Here is a 19,533-nt window from a genome sequence, read left to right as displayed (position 1 = left end):
GGAAAGATTGATCCAAGTCGCTTCCTTCGCCGGCAAGCACGTGGCGGTCCTCGGTCTGGGTAAATCCGGACTCGCGGCCGCGCGTGCGCTTGTCGCGTCGGGGGCGAAGGTGATGGCGTGGGACGACAACGCCGCGTCGCGCGATGCGGCGGCGGCGGCGCAAATCCCGCTCGCCGATCTGCGGACCGTCGATCTCGCGGGCGTGACCGCCTTGGTGATGTCGCCGGGCATTCCGCACAGCTTCCCCGCCCCGCACGACGTGGCCGCGCGCGCCAAGGCTTTGGGCATCGACCTGATCAGCGACGTCGAGTTGCTGATGCGCAGCCGCCGCGACGCGGCGTTCATCGGTATCACCGGCACCAACGGCAAATCGACCACGACCGCGCTGATCGGCCATATCCTGAACGCCGCCAAGCGCGCGACGCAGATCGGCGGCAATATCGGCACGGCGGCCTTGTCGCTCGAGCCGCTCGGCCATGACGGCGTCTACGTAATCGAAATGTCGAGCTATCAGCTCGAACTCGTGCCCACCGCGCGTTTCGACGGTGCGGTGTTGCTCAACATTTCGCCCGACCATCTCGACCGTCACGGCGGGATGGACGGCTACGTCGCCGCCAAGCGCAACATTTTCCGCGACCAGAAAAGCCCGCGCTTCGCCGTCGTCGGCATCGACGACGATATCAGTGCTTCGATCTACGCCGATCTGGTCGAAGCGGGCGACAGCATCGTGATCCCGATCTCGGGCCAGGGCGGCGTGCAAGGCGGCGTCTATGCGCAACGCGGCGGGCTTTGGGATTCGCGCCATGGCGAGCCGGTGCGCTTCGCCTCGCTGGCCGATTGCCCGGCTTTGCCCGGCACCCACAACGCGCAGAACGCGGCCGCCGCCGCGGCCGTGGCGCTGCAATTGGGCGTATCGGCCAAGACCATCGCCGACGCGATGAAGAGCTTCCCCGGCCTGCCCCACCGCCAGGAACGCGTGGCCGAACGCGACGGCGTCGTCTTCGTCAACGACAGCAAGGCGACCAACGCGGATTCGACCGCGAAGGCGCTGGGCTGCTATCCGCGCATCCATTGGATCGCGGGCGGGCGGGCGAAAGCCGGCGGCATCGAATCCTTGCGCGGCTTCTTCCCGCGCATCGCCAAGGCCTATCTGATCGGCGAAGCGGCCGAGGATTTCGCGGCGACGTTGGGCGAAGTCCCGCACGAAAAATCCGGCACGCTCGACAAGGCCGTCGCCGCCGCCTGGAACGACGCGCGCGGCGAAGGCAAGGGTGTCATCCTGCTGTCGCCCGCTTGCGCATCGTTCGATCAGTTCAAAAGCTTCGAACATCGCGGCGATGCGTTCCGCGATCTCGCGCGCGACATCGCCCAAGCCGGGAGCGCGGCCGCATGAGTTTCGCGCGCGCCGACAATTCCGTCATCGCCCGCTGGTGGTGGACCGTCGATAAGTGGCTGTTGACGGCGCTGGCGCTGCTGATCGGCACGGGGGCGGTGCTGATCATGGCCGCGTCCCCGGCGGTCGCGACGCGCGTCAATCTCGACACGTTCTATTTCGTGCGCAAGCAGCTGCAATTGCTGCCGCTGGCGGCGTTGACGCTGATCGCCGTGTCGATGCTGAACCCCAAGCAGGTGCGCCAATTGGCGCTGGCGGGTTTCGCCTGCTCGATCCTGTTCCTGATCGCGACGTTCTTCGTGGGCATGGAGATCAAGGGCGCCAAACGCTGGATCTCCCTGCCCGGCTTCTCCCTTCAGCCGTCGGAGTTCCTGAAGCCGACTTTCGCGATCGTCACCGCGTGGCTGTTCGCACTCGCCCGCAAGAAGGAAAACTTCCCCGGCGATCTGTTCGCGATCCTGCTGTACGGGTTGTCGATGGCGCTGCTGCTGGGCCAGCCGGATATCGGCATGGCCTTCGTGGTGAGCTGCGTGTGGTTCGCGCAGTTCTTCCTGGCGGGCTTGCGCATGTTGTGGGTCGTGGGCTTGGGCGGTGCGGGTGCCGCCGCCGCGATCGGCCTCTACTTCACCTTCCCGCATTTCGAAAGCCGCGTGAACCGCTTCCTCGATCCCGCCTCGGGCGACACCTATCAGGTGAACATGGCGATGGAAGCGTTCATGAATGGCGGCTTGCTGGGGCGCGGCCCCGGCGAAGGCACGGCCAAATCCTTCCTGCCCGACGCGCATGCCGATTTCATCTTCGCCGTGGCGGCGGAGGAATTCGGCCTGATCCTGTGCCTGCTGGTCGTGGCGCTGTACGCCTTCATCGTGCTGCGCGGCTTCGCGCGCGCGCTGCAGGAAACCGATCTTTTCGTCGTGCTGGCGATCGGCGGCCTGTGCGTCCAGTTCGGCGTGCAAGCGCTGGTCAATATGGGCTCGACGCTGCACTTGATCCCCACCAAGGGCATGACGCTGCCGTTCGTGAGCTACGGCGGCTCGTCGCTGCTGGCGATTGCACTCGGCATGGGTTTCGTGCTCGCTCTGTCGCGCAAACGCTTCGGCCAGGGGGAGACGCTGTGAACGCACCCCTCGTCATCCTCGCGGCCGGCGGTACCGGCGGCCATGTATTCCCGGCGGAAGCGCTCGCGGGGGCGCTCGACAGACGCGGCTATCGCTTGGCCTTCGTCACCGACGATCGCGGCACGCAATATGGCGGGCGCCTGGGCACGCTCGAAACCCATCGCTTGCCGTTGCGTAAAATGACCGGCGGCGTCGTACAGAAACTTCGCGGCTTCGCTTCGCTCGTCCCCGGCTATTTCGCCGCGCGCCGCGTGATCAAGAAGCTCGCACCCCAAGCCGTGGTCGGCTTCGGCGGCTATCCCAGCCTGCCGACGGTTGCGGCGGCCATCGGCCGTGTGCCCACCGCCTTGCACGAACAGAACGCCGTGCTCGGCCGCGTCAATCGCCTGATCGCGTCGAAGGTCGATGCGATCGCCAGTTCCTTCGCGACCACGCGCCACGCCGAACGCGCGACGCTGACCGGCAATCCGGTGCGCGAGAACGTGATTGCCTTGCGCGACGGCACCTATTGGGTGCCGGAGAAGAACGGCGAGCTTCGCCTGCTGGTGACCGGCGGCAGCCAAGGCGCTTCGATTTTTGGTCGCGTCGTGCCCGACGCGATCGCACGCTTGCCGCAAGAGGCGCGCGCGCGCCTCAAGATCGTTCAGCAGACGCGCAAAGACGATGTCGATGCCGTCCAAGCCGCCTATGCCAAGGCGGGCATCGCGGCGGAAGTGGCGCCGTTCTTCGCCGATTTGCCCCAGCGCATCGCGAACGCGCATCTGGTGATCGCGCGCAGCGGCGCTTCCACCGTGGCCGAACTTGCCTGCATCGGCCGTCCGGCCCTTCTGGTTCCTTACATGCACGCGACCGACGATCATCAGACCGAAAACGCCCGCGCTTTGGCCGATGCCGGCGGGGCGTGGCTGTTGCCCGAACCGCATTTCACGGCCGAGGCGCTGGAGAAACATCTCGCCTCGCTGCTCGCCGATCCGGCGGCGCTGCCGCCGATGGCGCAAGCCGCGTGGAAATTCGGCAAGCCCGACGCCGCCGAACGCCTGGCCGATCTGGTCGCGAAACTCGCGACGGGAGGCCGCGCATGAGGGCGCTGCCGCTCGATATCGGCTTGCTGCACTTCGTGGGCATCGGCGGAATCGGCATGTCCGGCATCGCCGAGATCCTGCACAATCTCGGCTACAAGGTTCAGGGCTCCGACCAGGCCGACAGCGCGAACGTGCAACGCTTGCGCAATCTCGGCATCGCCGTCCATGTCGGCCACAAGGCCGAGAACCTGGGCAACGCCGAAGTGCTGGTCGTGTCCACGGCCGTGAAGCCCGACAATCCCGAAGTGCGCGCCGCGCGCGAAAAGCTGATCCCGGTCGTGCGCCGTGCGGAAATGCTCGCCGAGCTGATGCGCCTCAAATGGGCGGTGGCGATCGCAGGGACCCACGGCAAGACGACGACGACCGGTTTCGTCGCCGCGATGCTGGAAACCGCGGGCATGGACCCGACGATCATCAATGGCGGCATCCTCAACGCCTACGGCACCAACGCGCGCTTGGGTGCGGGCGATTGGATGGTCGTCGAAGCCGACGAAAGCGACGGCACGTTCGTCAAACTGCCCGCGACCATCGCGGTCGTGACCAATATCGATCCCGAACATCTCGATTACTGGGGCACGTTCGAGAACGCAAAAAAGGGCTACCAGAATTTCATTTCGAATCTGCCCTTCTATGGCTTCGCGGCGATGTGCGTCGATCATCCGGAAGTGCAGGCGCTGATCGCGGCGACGCAAGACCGCAAGATCCTCGCCTACGGTTTCTCGCCGCAGGCCGATGTGCGCGGCGTGAATGTGCGCCTCGACGCGTCGGGCGGACATTTCGACGTAGCACTTTCGGGGCGCGCAGGGCCGGAACGCACGATCCGCAATCTGCATCTGCCGCTGGTCGGCAAGCACAATGTCGAAAACTCGCTGGCCGCCGTCGCCGTGGCGATCGAGATGGGGATCGACGAGGCGACGATCCGCAAGGCGCTCGCCGCCATCAAGGGCGTGAAGCGTCGCTTCACGAATACGGGTATGGGGGCGGGCTTGACCGTCATCGACGATTACGGCCATCACCCGGTCGAGATCGCGGCGGTGCTGAAAGCGGCCCGCCAGGCGACGTCGGCGGGCGTGATCGCGGTCGTGCAGCCGCATCGCTATACGCGGCTTGCGAATCTGTTCGAGGAATTTTGCACCTGCTTCAACGACGCCGACGCCGTGATCGTCGCCGATGTTTACGCGGCGGGCGAACAGCCGATCGACGGTGCCAACAAGCAAGCGCTGGTCGAAGGCTTGCGCGGCCATGGCCATCGCAAGGCGATCGCGCTCGAAAATTCGCAAGCGCTCGCGCGCACCGTGCTCGACATCGCCAAGCCGGGCGACATGGTGGTGTGCTTGGGTGCCGGCAACATCACGCAATGGGCGCATGCGCTGCCCGGCGAGCTCGACGCGGCGGTCGCGGCGGCGGGAGGGAAAGCATGATGGTTTCCCCCAAGCCGATGCGGCTAATCGATCGCTTGCCGCAAACGCGCGGCGGTTATCGCGAGAATGCGAGCCTTGCGGCGACGACGTGGTTCCGCGTCGGCGGTCCGGCGGAAGTGCTGTTCCGCCCGGCCGATCGCGACGATCTGGCGGCATTCCTCGCCGCCAAGCCCGCCGACGTGCCGGTGACGGTGCTGGGCGTCGGCTCCAATCTGCTGGTGCGCGACGGCGGCATTCCCGGTGTCACGATCCGCCTGGGCAAAGGCTTCGCCGATATCGCGCGCGACGGGACCATCGTGAAGGCCGGTGCGGCCGCGCTCGACGTCAACGTCGCCAACGCGGCGCGCGATTGGGGCTTGGGCGGTCTCGAATTCCTGGTCGGCGTGCCCGGCACCGTCGGCGGCGCCTTGCGCATGAACGCGGGCGCCTATGGCAAGGAAATGAAGGATGTCGTGCTGGCCGCCGAAGCGATCGACGCCGCCGGCACGCTGCATTACGCGACCAACGGCGCCTTGTGCTTCGAATACCGGTCGAGCTGCATGCCCGACGATTGGATCTTCATCGGCGCCGAGCTGAAAGCCGAGCCCGACGATAGCGCCGCCATCGCCGCGCGCATGACCGATATCCAGGCCAAGCGCGAAGCCTCGCAACCCGTGCGCACGCGCACCGGCGGCTCGACCTTCGCCAACCCGCCGGGTGCGAAAGCCTGGGAATTGATCGACGCGGCCGGCTGCCGGGGTTTGACGCGCGGCGGCGCCAAGGTCAGCGAGAAGCACTGCAACTTCCTGATCAACGACGGCGACGCGACCGCCGCCGATCTGGAGGATTTGGGCGACGAAATCCGCGCGCGCGTCTTCGCGAAATTCGGCGTCGATCTGCGCTGGGAGATCAAGCGCGTGGGGGTGCGGGCATGAAAAAGATCCTGCTCCTCAAAGGCGGCTTATCGACCGAGCGCGAAGTGAGCCTGTCCTCCGGCCACGAATGCGCCAAGGCGCTGCGCGCCAAGGGTTACGACGTGATCGAGCACGATCTCGTTTCGCTCGATGGTTTGACGGCGGCACTCGCCGATAAGCCCGACGTGGTGTTCAACGCGCTGCACGGCCGCTGGGCCGAGGACGGCACGATCCAAGGCGTGCTCGATCTCGCGCGCGTGCCCTACACGCATTCGGGCCTGCTCGCCTCGGCGTTGGCGATGGACAAGCCCGTCGCGCGCGCCGTGTTCAAGGGCCGCGATCTGCCGATCGCCGAAGGCGGCGTGTTCAAACGCGCCGACGTGCTGGCGGGTCGCGCGATCGCGTTGCCCTTCGTGATGAAGCCCGCCAACGAAGGCTCTTCCGTCGGCGTGAAGATCGTTCTGGAAAAGGCCGATCTCGACGCATTGGCGCGCGAGCCTTGGCCGTTCGACGAGGAAGTGCTGGTCGAGACCTATATCCCGGGCCGCGAATTGACGGTCGCGGTGATGGGCTTCAACGGCGAAGCGAAGGCGTTGGGCGTGCTGGAAATCCGCCCGAACAACGGCTTCTACGACTACACGGCCAAATACACCGACGGCAAAGCGATCCATATTTGCCCGGCCCCCATCGACCGCGTCGCCTACGACGAGGCGATGCGCGTGGCGCTGGAAGCGCACCGTGCCTTGGGCTGCCGGGGCGTGAGCCGCGCGGATATCCGTTACGACGACACGCGCGGCGAACCCGGCCGCGTCGTGCTGCTCGAAGTCAACACCCAGCCCGGCATGACGCCGCTGTCGCTTGTGCCCGAAATCGCGGCGGCGTCGGGGATCGCTTTTCCCGAGCTTTGCGCCTGGCTGGTCGAACACGCGACGCATGACGGGCCGAAAGGGAGAGCCGCCTGATGTTCGGCCGCACGAAACGCAACACCCGCAAGCCCGCGCGCCGCACCGGCTGGCGCCGCATCCTCGGCTGGCGCCCGTCGGCGGCGGCGGCAAAGATTATGACCGCGATCGGGATCGCCGCCGTGATCGGCGGCGGCGGCTTATACGCTTGGCGCACCGGCGGGGCGGATCGCTTGGAAGATATGGCGCTGGATCTGCGCCGCGGCATTCTTACAGCGACGACGCGCGCCGGTTTGCAGGTGAGCGAAGTTCTGGTCGAAGGGCGCGAACGCACCAGTTCGCGCGACGTGCTGGCGGTGCTGGATGCGCGGCGCGGCGCGCCCATTCTGACCTTCGATCCGCATCAGGCGAAGGCCGAACTCGAAACCCTGCCCTGGGTGCGCCGCGCGATCGTCGAACGGCGCTTGCCCGACACGATCCATGTGCGCCTGGAAGAACGAGTGCCCCTGGCGCTGTGGCAGCGCGGCGGGCGCTTCGCGGTGATCGACCAGGACGCCAAGGAAATCCCCGGCGTCGATCCCGGCAATTTCGCCAAGCTGCTGATCGTCGTGGGCGACGACGCGCCCGAACATGCCGGCGGCCTGATCGCGCTGCTCGACACCGAGCCCGCATTGCGCAACCGCGTATCGGCGGCCGTGCGCGTCGGCGGGCGGCGCTGGAATTTGAATCTCGACAACGGCGTGGTCGTGAACCTGCCCGAAGCGAATGCGGGAGCGGCCTACGAGCGCCTCGCCGAACTCGAACGCAACAACGGCTTGGTCGAGCGCGATCTCGTCTCCGTCGATCTGCGTTTGCCCGACCGCCTGATCCTGCGCGCGAAGGACGCGGCGCCGTCGACCACGCCGGTCAACGCGCCCGCCCAACGCCGCAACAACCGGCCGACTTAGGAGCACTTCGTCCACCATGTCGAAGAAAAAACGCGCCCGCCGGAACGGAACGATCGCCGCCCTCGACCTTGGCTCGACCAAGGTCGCCTGCTTCGTCGCGAAAGCGGACGGGGACGGCGCGCCGCGCGTCGTCGGCATCGGACATCAGATCAGCCACGGCGTGCGCGGCGGCACGATCGTCGACCTCGACGAAGCCGAACAGTCGATCCTGTCGGCGGTGTCCGCGGCCGAACAGATGGCCGGCGAAACGCTGAAAAGCGTGATCGTCAATCTGGTCGGCGGCGCGCCGGTGTCGCGCACCTTCGGCGTCGAAGTGGCGCTGAACGGGCACGAGATCGGCGACGCCGATCTGCGCCGCGTGATCGAACAGGCGCGCCAGACCCAGACCGCGACGGACAAGCGCATCATCCATCAATTCCCCGTCGGGTTCACGATCGACGGCAGCCGCGGCATTCGCGATCCGCGCGGCATGTGCGGCGAACGCCTGGGCGTGAACATGCACATGGTCGGCGCTTCCAGCGCGTCGGTGCGCAATCTCGAAACCGCCGTCGCGCGCTGCCATCTGGAAATCGAAGAACCGGTCGTGTCGGCTTATGCCGCCGGTCTCGCCTGCCTCGTGCAGGACGAGAAGGATTTGGGGGCCTGCGTCATCGACATGGGCGGGGGCACCACGTCCTTCGCCGTGTTCTTCGACGGGCATTGCGTGTTCGTCGACCAGATCAACGTCGGCGGCAGCCACGTCACCAACGACATCGCGCGCGGCCTGTCCACGCCGCTGGCGCATGCCGAGCGGATGAAGACGCTGCACGGCTCGTGCATCCATTCGGCCAACGACGAGCGCGAGCTGGTCGACGTGCCGCTGGTCGGCGAGGAAGAGCAGACCCAGGCGAACCATGTGCCGAAATCGATCCTGACCGGGATCGTGGCGCCGCGCCTGGAGGAAACCTTCGAACTGGTGCGTTCGCGCCTGGAAGCGTCGGGCTTCGACAAGATCGCGGGCCGGCGCGTTGTCCTCACCGGCGGCGCGTCGCAGCTTCAAGGCACGCGCGAGCTCGCCGCCATGATCCTCGACAAGCAGGTGCGCATGGGCAAACCCAGCAGCCAGCTGACGGGCCTCGCCGATCAAACCGGCGGCCCCGCTTTCGCGGCGTGCGCGGGTTTGATCCTGCACGCGCATCAGAAAGGAACCGAATCCCTGCGTCCCGAAACCGCGGCGGCACCGTCCGCGGGCGTCTTCGGGGGCTTGAGAATGTGGCTGAGGGACAACCTATGACGGGAGGAAACCCAACGCCGCAACGACAACACAGCACCCGTCTACCCGCGCGCGGGCCAGGCATGGATCGGACCGGCCGCCGGCGCGTTACGAACTGAACCCAAGGAGATCGGAGAAGCAAAATGGCAATCACTCTCGCATCGAACCAGCCCGCCGAGCTCAAGCCGCGCATCACGGTCGTGGGCGTGGGCGGGGCCGGCGGCAACGCCGTGAACAACATGATCCGCGCCAAGCTCGAAGGCGTGGAATTCGTCGTCGCCAACACCGACGCGCAGGCGCTGGCGCAGTCGCTCGCCGAGCGCCGCTTGCAGCTGGGCGTGGGCGTGACGCAAGGCCTGGGTGCCGGTTCGCGGCCCGATGTCGGCCGCGTCGCGGCGGAAGAATCCATGCAGGAACTGCTGGAACACGTGCAGGGTTCGCACATGGTGTTCGTCGCCGCCGGTATGGGCGGCGGCACGGGTACGGGTGCAGCACCGGTCATCGCGCGCGCCTGCCGGGAAGCCGGCATGCTGACGGTCGGCGTCATCACCAAGCCCTTCCACTTCGAAGGCCAGCACCGCATGAAGCTGGCCGAAGCGGGGATCGAGGAGCTTCAGCAGAACGTCGATACGCTGATCATCATCCCCAACCAGAACCTGTTCCGGGTGGCCAACGAGCGCACGACCTTCGCCGACGCCTTCAAGATGGCCGACGACGTGCTGTACTCGGGCGTGCGCGGCGTCACCGACCTGATGGTCATGCCGGGCCTCATCAATCTCGACTTCGCCGATATCCGCTCCGTGATGGGCGAGATGGGCAAGGCGATGATGGGAACGGGCGAAGCCGAAGGCGACAACCGCTCGATCGACGCGGCGCAGAAGGCGATCTCCAACCCGCTGCTCGACGACGTGTCGATGAAGGGCGCCAAGGGCGTGCTCATCAACATCACCGGCGGCATGGACATGACGCTGTTCGAAGTCGACGAAGCCGCGAACCGCATCCGCGACGAAGTCGATCCGGACGCGAACATCATCTTCGGCTCGACCTTCGACGAAAGCCTCAACGGCCGCATGCGCGTGTCGGTCGTCGCGACGGGTATCGACGCGGCGCAAGCCGTGCAGCGCCCGCCGCAGGCCACCACGGTCGTCAAGCTCGCCCAGCGCCCGACGATCCGTCCGGTGACGGCGACGGCCCCGGCGATGGCCGCCCCGGCCGCGTCGATGTCGATCCCGGCCGCCCCGCAAACGGGTTCGGTCGCGATGAAGATGGAGCCGGCCGCCGCCCCGGTCGCCCCGGCGCCCGCCCCGGTCGTCGCGGAAGCGGCCCCGGCCCCGGTCATGGCCGAACCCGCCCCGGCCGAATTGCCGGCGGCCCCGGCCGAAGCCTTCATCCCGCCCAAGCCCGTCGAAGTGGCCCCGGCGGCGGCGCAAGCCCCCGCCCCGGTCAATCCCTTCGCGGAAGCCGAGCTGATGAACGCCACGAAGCCGGCCGCGGCGGCGGCACCCAAGCGCCGCCCGTCGCTGTTCGAGCGGATGACCCGCTCGGGCGGCGCGCGGACGGAAGGCGAAGCCCCGCGCGCCCAGCCCACGCTGGTCGCACCCCAGGGCGGCATCATGCCGGCGGCGAGCGCCCCGGCAGCCCCGGTTGCGGCCCCGGCAGCACCGGCCCCGGTTGCCGCCGCCCCGGTGGCCCCGGCCCCGGCGCAGCCGCGTTTGGGCGGGCTCGACCCGACCGATCGCTTGGCGCCGAAGGCCGAGGACGACCTCCTCGAAATCCCGGCCTTCCTGCGCCGCCAGGCGAATTAAGGGTCGCGTGAAAATCACCTGCAACATGGTGAAATAAAAGGTGACTTGAGGCTCCGGCGCCGGTTGGGTACCCAATCAGTCCGGAGCCTCTTTTCTTTTCGGGGAACGAGACTCGTCCCTGGGTCGTTTATCCAAAGCGGCCCCACGAATGACGACCACCCCGCCGGAGTTCAGGTTCAAGTGTTCAACCCGCGTCAGCAAAAACCGCGCACGATCGCCCAGCGCACGTTGAAGGGGCCCATCTCCTGTTCGGGGACGGGGCTGCATTCCGGCCGCAAGGTGACGATGTCGCTGCTGCCCGCGGCCCCGAATTCGGGCATCGCCTTCCGGCGCGTCGATACCGGCGTCACGGTGAAGGCCGATTACCGCAACGTGACCGATACGCGCCTGTGCTCGCTGCTGGGGGCCGCCCCCGGCCCGCGCTTCGGCACGGTCGAACATCTGATGGCCGCCCTTTACGGCGCGTCGATCGACAACGCGATCGTCGAGCTCGACGCCGACGAAGTGCCGGTGATGGACGGCTCGTCCGCGCCCTTCCTGTTCCTGATCGATTGCGCCGGCACGATCGAGCAAGCGGCCCCGCGCCGCGCGATCGAAGTCCTCAAACCCATTTCGCTCGACGATGCGCGCGACGGTGCGGCGATCGAGATTCGCCCCGGGCGCGGATTCGCCGCGACGTTCGAAATCGACTTCCCCACGCCGACGATCGGCCGCCAGAACCTGTCGCTCGATCTGGGGCCCGACGCGTTCCGCCAGGAAATCGCGCGCGCGCGCACTTTCGGTTTCGAGCAGGAAGTCGCGGCGTTGCGCGCGGCCGGCTTGGCGCGCGGCGGCAGCCTCGACAACGCGGTCGTGATCGCGGCCGACGGCAGCGGCCTGCTGAACCCCGAAGGCCTGCGCTTCGACGACGAGTTCGTGCGCCACAAAGTGCTCGATCTGGTCGGCGATCTCTATCTCGCGGGCGCGCCCTTGCTGGGCGAAATCCGCGCCCGGCGCACCGGCCATCGCCACAACAACGCGCTGCTGCACGCGCTGTTCGCCGACGCGGCGAATTGGCGCATGGTCGACTTGACCGAGGCGCATTTTGCGGGCGTTTCCCCCGCCATCGCCCCCGTCCACGCCGACGCCGGGCAGTAACCGTCCGGACTTGCCCGGATTGGCGTTCGGGCCGCGATTCGCCTATATTCCCCGGATGATTCGAAGTCTTAGACCCGCCCTTGCGGCCTTCGCCCTTTTCGCCCTCGCCGCGTGCAGCGGCGAGGAAAAGGAGCAGTATGTCGAGCGCCCGGTCGAGGAGATCTACAACGACGCGGTGAACGCGATGTCGACCGAGCAGTATCGCCGGGCGGCGCGCCTGTTCGACGAGGTCGAGCGCCAGCACCCCTATTCGGTTTGGGCGACGCGTGCGCAGTTGCAGGGCGCCTACGCGCTCTATCAGGTCAATCGCTACGACGACGCGATCAACGCGCTGGACCGCTTCATCCAGCTGAACCCGTCCAGCCGCGACACGCCCTACGCCTATTATCTGAAGGCGCTGTGCTACTACGAGCAGATCGTCGACGTCGCGCGCGACGCGCGCATGACCGAGAATTCGCTGAACGCCCTGCAGGAAGTGGTGCGCCGCTTCCCCGATTCGACCTATGCGCGCGACGCGCGGGTAAAGATCGATCTCACCTACGACCACCTCGCCGGCAAGGAGATGGAGGTCGGGCGCTTCTACCTGCAACGCCAGCAATGGCTCGCGGCGATCAACCGCTTCCGCACCGTCGTCGACAAGTACCAGACGACCAGCCACGTGCCCGAGGCGCTGCACCGCCTGACCGAATCCTATATGGCACTCGGCTTGGTGGACGAAGCACGCCGCACCACCGCCGTGCTCGGCCATAACTATCCGGGCAGCGAATGGTATCGCGATTCCTACGCCCTGGTCGGCACGGGCGAGAATCCGCGCGAAGACCGCCAGGGCATGGTCGGCCGCACCCTGAACGCGCTGAACCCGCTCAATTACTTCTAAGGTTTTCGCTTCGTTCTTGAGCGCGTCGCGAGGCTTGGCTATAGAAAGCAGGCCCATGCTTTCGACGCTTTCGATTCGCGATTTCGTATTGATCGACAAGCTCGACCTCGTTTTCGAGGACGGGCTCGCCGCGTTGACGGGCGAGACCGGGGCGGGCAAGTCGATCCTGCTGGACGCGCTGGGCCTTGCCTTGGGCGGGCGTGCCGATGCCGGCGCGGTCCGTAAGGGTGCGACCGCCGCCACCATCGCCGCCGCATTCGATCTGGGCGCCAACCACCCCGCTTACGCGCTGCTGGCCGAGCAAGGCTTGGAAGCGCCCGAAGACGGCGCGCCGTTGATCTTGCGCCGCCAATTGGGCGCCGACGGCCGCAGCCGCGCCTTCGCCAACGATCAGGCCTGCTCGGTCGGGCTGTTGCGCCAATTGGGCAATCTGCTGGTCGAGATTCACGGCCAATTCGATACGCACGGCCTGTTCGATGCCGCGACGCATCGCGGCCTCCTCGACCAATGGGCGGGCCTCGCCAAGGAAGCCGCCGCGACCGCGACAAGCTTCACCGCGTGGCATGCGGCGCAAGAAGCGCTGGAAGCCGAGCAAGCCAAGCTCGAAGCCGCGCGCCGCGAGGAGGAATATCTGCGCCACGCCGCGCGCGAGCTGGAGGAAGCCGATCCCAAGCCGGGCGAGGAACGCGAGCTTTCCGAACGCCGCGCGATCTTGCAGGCGCGCGAAAAACTCGCCGCCGCTTTGGCCGAGGCGAAAGGCGAGCTTGAAGCGCATAAGGGTGTGGACGGTGCGTTGCGCAACGCCGCGCGCGCGTTGGAGCGCGTCGCGGCCCATGCCGGCGGCAAGTTCGATGCGGCGATCGCGGCCCTCGAACAAGCCCTGGAACAAGCGGTCGACGCCGCCGCCGCGATCGACGACGCGGGCGAGGCGTTGAGCGAAGGCGGCGCCGATCTCGAAAAGACCGACGAACGTTTGCATGCGCTGCGCGGCCTCGCGCGCAAACACCGCGTCGATATCGAGGCTCTGCCCGCCTTGCGCGACGATTTCGTCGCCAAGCTCGCGGCGTTGGACGCGGGCGAAGGCAATCTCAAGAAGCTCGCCCAGGCCGAAAAGACCGCCAAGGCCGCGTATCTCACGGCGGCCAAGGCGTTGTCGGCAGGGCGCAGCGCGGCTGCGACCAAGTTCGAGAAAGCCATTTCCAAGGAATTGCCGCCGCTGAAGCTCGACAAGGCGCGCTTCCGCGCACGTCTGGAAACGCTGCCGGAGGAAAGCTGGAGTGCGGGCGGGTTGGAACGCGTCGCGTTCGAAATCGCCACGCTGCCCGGCGCCGAGCCGGGGGCGCTCGCCAAGATCGCGTCGGGCGGCGAACTTTCGCGCCTGATGCTGGCCCTCAAAGTCGTGCTCGCCCAGGCGGGCGCCAAGCGCGGCGCCATGCCCGCATTGATTTTCGACGAGGTCGATAGCGGCATCGGCGGGGCGGCGGCCGCGGCCGTCGGCGAACGCCTCGCGCGCCTCGCCAAGAACGCGCAAGTGCTGGTCGTGACCCACTCGCCGCAAGTCGCGGCACGCGCGGGCGTGCATTTGCGCGTCGCCAAAACCGCCACCGCCAAATCGGCGGCGACGAGCGTCACAATTCTCGACAAGCCCGCGCGTCGCGAGGAAATCGCCCGCATGCTGGCGGGCGCCACGGTCACCGACGCGGCGCGCGCCGCTGCCGACGCATTGCTCGCCGGCGAAGCGGCATGACCGCGCGCAAGAAGAAACCGGCGGCGAAGGATTTTTCGACGATCGCCGTGGACGATCTGTCGATGGGCCAGGCGGAGGCCGAGCTTGAGCGCTTGGCCAAGGCGATCGTCAAACACGACCTCGCCTATCACGCCAAGGACGCGCCGCTGATCGCGGATGCCGATTACGACGCGCTGAAACGGCGCAACGACGCGATCGAGAAGCGCTTCCCGCTGCTGACGCGCACGGATTCGCCTTCGAAGAAAGTCGGCGCCCCCGCCGCCGCCGGTTTTTCCAAGGTCCGGCACGCGGTGCCGATGCTGTCGCTCGACAACGCCTTCGCCGAGGAGGACCTTCGCGAATTCGTGGCGCGCGTGCGGCGTTTCCTGAGCCTGCCCGACGATTCACCCCTCGCCTATTCCGCCGAGCCGAAGATCGACGGTCTGTCGATTTCGCTGCTCTACGAGAACGGCGTGTTCGTGAAGGGTGCCACGCGCGGCGACGGCGAGGAAGGCGAAGACGTCACCGCCAATCTGCGCACCATCAAGGAAATTCCCGCCAAGCTTCACGGTAAGGCGCCCGAGGCTATCGAAGTGCGCGGCGAAATCTATATGACCCGCGCCGATTTCCTGGCGATGAACGCGGAACAGGAAAAAGCCGGCGACAAGGTGTTCGCCAATCCGCGCAACGCCGCCGCCGGGGCCGTGCGCCAGCTCGACCCGACGATCACCGCGAAACGGCCATTGCGTTTCTTCGCCTATACGATCGGCCGCTACGACGGCCCGGCGATCGAAACGCAAGCGGAGCTGATCCGCCGGCTCGCCGGTTGGGGTTTCGCCACCAATCCCGAAACGCGGACTTGCGATAGCGCCGAAGCACTGCTGGCGTTTTACGACCATATCGGCGCCAAGCGCGCGGCGCTGCCCTACGATATCGACGGTGTGGTCTACAAGGTCGACCGTTTCGATCTGCAACGGCGCCTCGGCTTCGTCGCGCGCAGCCCGCGCTGGGCGATCGCGCATAAATTCCCCGCCGAGCGCGCGCAAACGAAGCTCATCAAGATCGACGTGCAAGTCGGCCGCACCGGTGCGTTGACGCCGGTCGCGATCCTGGAACCCGTCAACGTGGGCGGCGTGATGGTCGCGCGCGCCACGCTGCACAACGAAGACGAGATCGCCCGCAAGGACGCGCGCGAAGGCGACATTGTCGTCATCCAGCGCGCGGGCGACGTGATCCCGCAGATCGTCGAGGTCGTCGCCGACAAGGCGCACGACAAGCGCCCGAAATTCCAGCCTTTCGAGTTCTGCCCGATCTGCGGATCGAAAGCCGTGCGGCCCGACGGTGAAGTGGTGCGCCGCTGCACCGGCGGGCTTTCGTGCGACGCGCAGGTCGTCGAGCGCCTGCGCCATTTCGCGATGCGCACGGCCTTCGATATCGAGGGTCTCGGGGAAAAGAACGTCGAGGAATTGCATTCGCTGGGCTGGCTCAAGCGCCCGGGCGACGTGTTCCGCTTGAAGGACCATTCGGCCGCATTGGCCAAGCGCGACGGCTGGGGCGAGAAATCGGTCGAGAAATTGCTCGCGGCCATCGAAGCGCGGCGCAGCGTGCCGCTCGATCGTTTCATTTTCGCGCTGGGCATTCGCCAGGTCGGCGAAGCCACCGGCCGCCTGCTCGCCCAGCATTACGAAACGCTGGAAAAATGGCGCGAAGCGATGATCGCCGTCGCCAAGGGCGACGAGGCAGCACACGCCGAGCTTCTTGCCATCGATCAGGTCGGCGAAGCGCTCGTCGCCGATATCGCGGCGTTCTTCGCCGAGAAGCACAATCTGGACGCGCTCGACGATTTGGCGAAATTCGTGACCCCCGTGCCGCTCGAAAAGCCGCGCACCGATTCGCCGGTCGCCGGGAAAACCATCGTGTTCACCGGCACGCTGGTGAAGATGGGCCGCGACGAAGCCAAGGCGCGCGCGCAATCGATGGGCGCCAAGGTCGCGGGCTCGGTCTCGAAAAAGACCGATCTGGTCGTCGCGGGACCGGGGGCGGGTTCGAAACTCGCCGACGCGCAGAAACACGGCGTCGAAGTGATCGACGAGGACGCCTGGCTGAAACTCGCCGGGATCGCCTAAAGCTTCGCCGTCGCCGTTTCGAGCCAGGCTTTCGTTTGCGCATCCACCAACGGCCCGATCGTCGCGAAGACGCGCGCGTGATACGCGTCCAGCCAATCGCGCTCGGCTTGATTGAGCAGCGCGAGATCGATCAATTCGCGCGCGATGGGCGCAAGCGTCAGCGTTTCGAAGCCGAGCATCGGGCGTTCGGCGCCCGGCGTTTGCGGCAATTCGGTCACCGCGATCAGGTTTTCGATCCGGATGCCGTATTCGCCGGTTTTGTAATAGCCGGGCTCGTTCGACACGATCATGCCGGGCAGCAGCGCCTGGGTGTTCGGCATTTTGGAAATGCGCTGCGGGCCTTCATGGACCGACAGATACGACCCCACGCCGTGGCCCGTGCCGTGATCGTAGTCGAGCCCCGCTTCCCAGAGCGGCGCACGGGCAAGCGCGTCGAGCTGCGAGCCGGTCGTGCCCTTGGGGAAGCGCACGGTGGCGAGCGCGATATGGCCCTTCAACACGCGGGTAAAGCGGTCCTTCTGCTCCGCCGTCGGCGTGCCGATGGCGAGCGTGCGCGTGATGTCGGTCGTCCCTTCCAAATACTGCGCGCCCGAGTCCACGAGATAGAGCATGTCGGGCGCGATGCGCTTCGACGTGCTGGGTGTGGCGCGATAATGGACGATCGCGCCGTTGGACCCCGCCCCCGAGATCGTGTCGAAACTCGTGTCGCGGAAATTGGCGCCTTCGCGGCGGAATGCGAGCAGGCGTTCGGCCGCCGAAATCTCGTCGACCGTGCCCGATGCGCCTTCGCGCGCGATGAAGGCGAGGAACTTCGCCACGGCGGCCCCGTCGCGGATATGCGCGTCGCGCGTGCCCTGCAATTCGCCCGCGTTCTTGCGCGCCTTGGGCAGCGCGCAAACGCAGGCGTCGCGCGTCGTCACCGCACCGGACGAGGCGAGGGTGGAATCGATCCACGCGGCGGAGGTCGCGCGATCGGTCAGCACACGCGCTTTGCGCTTGCCGAGATCCGCGAGCGCACCGGCGAAGGCTTCGGGCCCGTGCAAACGCACGGCGTTGCCCAGATGCGCATAGGTCGAGGACGGCACTTTGCGCGGATCGACGAAAAGCTCGACCGAGCCTTGCTCGTCCGCGTTCAAAATCGCGAAGCCCAAAGCAAGTGGCGTATGCGGCACGTCGCCGCCGCGCACGTTCAAGAGCCACGCCAAGGAATCGGGTGCGGACACCACCGCCGCATCGAGTTTGCGTTTGCGCAATTCGGCGGCGAGATCGGCGCGCTTCTCGCCCGAGGCTTTGCCCGCGAAAGCGAGATCGTGCGGCACCATCGGCGAGATCGGGGCGGCCGGCTTGTCCGGCCACACGCGATCGATCGGATTGTCGGGCACGGCCACAAGCGTGGCGCCGGCGGTTTCGCAGGCTTGGCGCAAACGCTCGATCCCGTCGCTGCCGTGCAGCCACGGGTCGTAGCCGATCTTGCCGCCCTTGGGCGCGTTCGCGGCGAGCCATTCATGCGGCGGCTCTTCGACCAGATGGCGATATTCGAAGATCGACCCGTCGACTTGGGCGCGTACCTGCAACGTGTAGCGCCCGTCGATGAAGATCGCGGCCTTGTCGGCCAGCACGATCGTGGCGCCTGCCGAGCCGGTGAAGCCGGTGAGCCACGCAAGGCGTTCCGCGCGCGGGCTGACATATTCGCCTTGATGCTCGTCGCCGCGCGGCAGCACGAAACCGGCAAGGTCGCGCCGCGCGAGTTCGCCGCGCAAATCGGCGACGCGCGTTGTCCGCCATTCGCCTTCGCCCAGACCGAACGCGACCTTCGCGCCGAGTTCCGCCTTCAACGCATCAAGCTGGGCGCGCAGCGCATCGGACGGCGCATCGCAGACCAGCGCGTGCCAGGCCTGCGGGTCCTCGCCCGCCGGCGCGGCCAATACGCCGTCCAACAGGGCGCGAACCCCGGCGACGTCCAATTTGGCGCCGTGTTTGGCCAGCAATCCCGCCAGCGCGGTATCGCCTTGATAGGTTTCACGGCAGGCGGCGGTCGTTTGATCACGGGGCGGCATGGTGGGAAACCTAAGCATGCCAAGGCCTTGCGGCAATAGCCGGTCGCGCGACGGCGTTCCGCCCTGCGCACCGCGCAATTGTGTCAGAATGCTGCATGCGCGAAATGCATTGCTGCGGCGCACTATCAACGACTGTTGCGGCGCACAAAATCCCCTACATTGAGCTTGTTCGTTCGTTAGCGAATGATCTGCCGAATGGTCGGCAAGACCGCTAACGAGTTGATAAGGAGATAGAAATCATGTCCGCCCAGTCGCAGTTCAATGCCGTCCCGTCCTTTGGCGCCAACGGCGCCCGGATCGACGAGCTGGAGCTCTCGATGGCGGCCCGTCGTGCGCGCGCCAAGCTGGTCTACGAGGCCGTGCAGGCGCTGGTCGCGAAGTTCAAGTCGTGGAACGAGCGTCGCCAGACGTTCGCGGAACTCGACTCGCTCGACGACCGTACCTTGGCCGATATCGGCATCAACCGCGCCGAGATCGCCCAGATCGCTTCGGGCCATTATGTCCGCGACGGCTACGCGCCGTTCGACGCCTCGGCCGCCCCGGCGGTCCTCGCGGCGAATGTCGTCCAGGTTCGCCCGGCGGCCCGCGCGGCCTAACGCCGAACGGATCAAGCGCCCGTCCCGTTCCTCCTCCCCTTCGGGGCGGAGCTGCCGATCCAGCGGAGCGGCGATGCCTGAAAAGGCGTCGCCGCTCTTCGCGTTTTGGGGCTGGGCGTTTATGGAATTGCGTTCACAAGTCTTGCGCCGCCCCACCCCCTAGGCGCCGGCGCCAAGCGGACTCATCTTCTGCCGACAACG

At 66.9% G+C, this 19,533-nt stretch carries 15 protein-coding genes; 14 read left to right on the top strand and 1 reads right to left on the bottom strand.

The window, feature by feature from the left end:
• The first annotated feature begins 7 nt into the window (after positions 1 to 7).
• From J0H39_05090 to ligA, 13 genes are all read left to right on the top strand, one after another.
• Positions 8 to 1,393, top strand: coding sequence for a UDP-N-acetylmuramoyl-L-alanine--D-glutamate ligase (locus J0H39_05090; protein ID MBN9496107.1), 1,386 nt, complete (start codon positions 8 to 10; stop codon positions 1,391 to 1,393).
• Positions 1,390 to 2,511, top strand: a complete 1,122-nt coding sequence (locus J0H39_05085; GenBank protein MBN9496106.1) for a cell division protein FtsW — start codon at positions 1,390 to 1,392, stop codon at positions 2,509 to 2,511. The genes J0H39_05090 and J0H39_05085 overlap by 4 nt, the downstream gene beginning before the upstream one ends.
• Positions 2,508 to 3,593, top strand: coding sequence for an undecaprenyldiphospho-muramoylpentapeptide beta-N-acetylglucosaminyltransferase (gene murG, locus J0H39_05080; GenBank protein ID MBN9496105.1), 1,086 nt, complete (start codon positions 2,508 to 2,510; stop codon positions 3,591 to 3,593). Before J0H39_05085 ends, murG begins: the two co-directional genes overlap by 4 nt.
• Positions 3,590 to 5,014 (top strand): UDP-N-acetylmuramate--L-alanine ligase, encoded by a 1,425-nt coding sequence (locus tag J0H39_05075; protein ID MBN9496104.1) that lies wholly within the window; start codon positions 3,590 to 3,592, stop codon positions 5,012 to 5,014. Before murG ends, J0H39_05075 begins: the two co-directional genes overlap by 4 nt.
• A complete protein-coding gene (murB, locus tag J0H39_05070; GenBank protein MBN9496103.1) occupies positions 5,014 to 5,928 on the top strand; it encodes a UDP-N-acetylmuramate dehydrogenase in 915 nt (304 codons plus the stop codon). The genes J0H39_05075 and murB overlap by 1 nt, the downstream gene beginning before the upstream one ends.
• Positions 5,925 to 6,869: a D-alanine--D-alanine ligase gene (locus J0H39_05065; protein ID MBN9496102.1), complete on the top strand. Its 945-nt coding sequence runs from the start codon at positions 5,925 to 5,927 to the stop codon at positions 6,867 to 6,869. Before murB ends, J0H39_05065 begins: the two co-directional genes overlap by 4 nt.
• Entirely contained in the window at positions 6,869 to 7,756 is an 888-nt protein-coding gene (locus tag J0H39_05060) for an FtsQ-type POTRA domain-containing protein (GenBank protein MBN9496101.1), read from the top strand. The genes J0H39_05065 and J0H39_05060 overlap by 1 nt, the downstream gene beginning before the upstream one ends.
• A gap of 16 nt (positions 7,757 to 7,772) precedes the next feature.
• Positions 7,773 to 9,029 carry a cell division protein FtsA gene (ftsA, locus tag J0H39_05055; GenBank protein MBN9496100.1) on the top strand — a complete coding sequence of 419 codons (1,257 nt, stop codon included), beginning with the start codon at positions 7,773 to 7,775 and terminating at the stop codon, positions 9,027 to 9,029.
• 122 nt (positions 9,030 to 9,151) lie between these two features.
• Positions 9,152 to 10,813: a cell division protein FtsZ gene (gene ftsZ, locus J0H39_05050; GenBank protein MBN9496099.1), complete on the top strand. Its 1,662-nt coding sequence runs from the start codon at positions 9,152 to 9,154 to the stop codon at positions 10,811 to 10,813.
• A gap of 180 nt (positions 10,814 to 10,993) precedes the next feature.
• Entirely contained in the window at positions 10,994 to 11,950 is a 957-nt protein-coding gene (lpxC, locus tag J0H39_05045; GenBank protein MBN9496098.1) for a UDP-3-O-[3-hydroxymyristoyl] N-acetylglucosamine deacetylase, read from the top strand.
• A 55-nt stretch (positions 11,951 to 12,005) separates the two neighbouring features.
• Entirely contained in the window at positions 12,006 to 12,827 is an 822-nt protein-coding gene (locus J0H39_05040) for an outer membrane protein assembly factor BamD (GenBank protein ID MBN9496097.1), read from the top strand.
• A gap of 55 nt (positions 12,828 to 12,882) precedes the next feature.
• Positions 12,883 to 14,574 carry a DNA repair protein RecN gene (gene recN / locus J0H39_05035; protein ID MBN9496096.1) on the top strand — a complete coding sequence of 564 codons (1,692 nt, stop codon included), beginning with the start codon at positions 12,883 to 12,885 and terminating at the stop codon, positions 14,572 to 14,574.
• A complete protein-coding gene (ligA, locus tag J0H39_05030; GenBank protein MBN9496095.1) occupies positions 14,571 to 16,679 on the top strand; it encodes an NAD-dependent DNA ligase LigA in 2,109 nt (702 codons plus the stop codon). Before recN ends, ligA begins: the two co-directional genes overlap by 4 nt.
• Here the strand turns inward: ligA and J0H39_05025 are convergent.
• Positions 16,676 to 18,736: an aminopeptidase P family protein gene (locus J0H39_05025; protein MBN9496094.1), complete on the bottom strand. Its 2,061-nt coding sequence runs from the start codon at positions 18,734 to 18,736 to the stop codon at positions 16,676 to 16,678. The two genes, ligA and J0H39_05025, sit on opposite strands and share 4 nt — an antisense overlap.
• Before the next feature lie 317 nt (positions 18,737 to 19,053).
• Here J0H39_05025 and J0H39_05020 point away from each other — a divergent pair, with 317 nt between their 5' ends.
• Positions 19,054 to 19,332 (top strand): DUF1127 domain-containing protein, encoded by a 279-nt coding sequence (locus tag J0H39_05020; protein ID MBN9496093.1) that lies wholly within the window; start codon positions 19,054 to 19,056, stop codon positions 19,330 to 19,332.
• Positions 19,333 to 19,533: the final 201 nt, after the last annotated feature.

The organism is Alphaproteobacteria bacterium (genome assembly GCA_017308135.1).
In the GTDB taxonomy this organism is placed as follows: domain Bacteria; phylum Pseudomonadota; class Alphaproteobacteria; order CACIAM-22H2; family CACIAM-22H2; genus Tagaea.
Note: the sequence above shows the minus strand (reverse complement) of the source record. Positions and strands in the feature narration are given on the sequence as shown.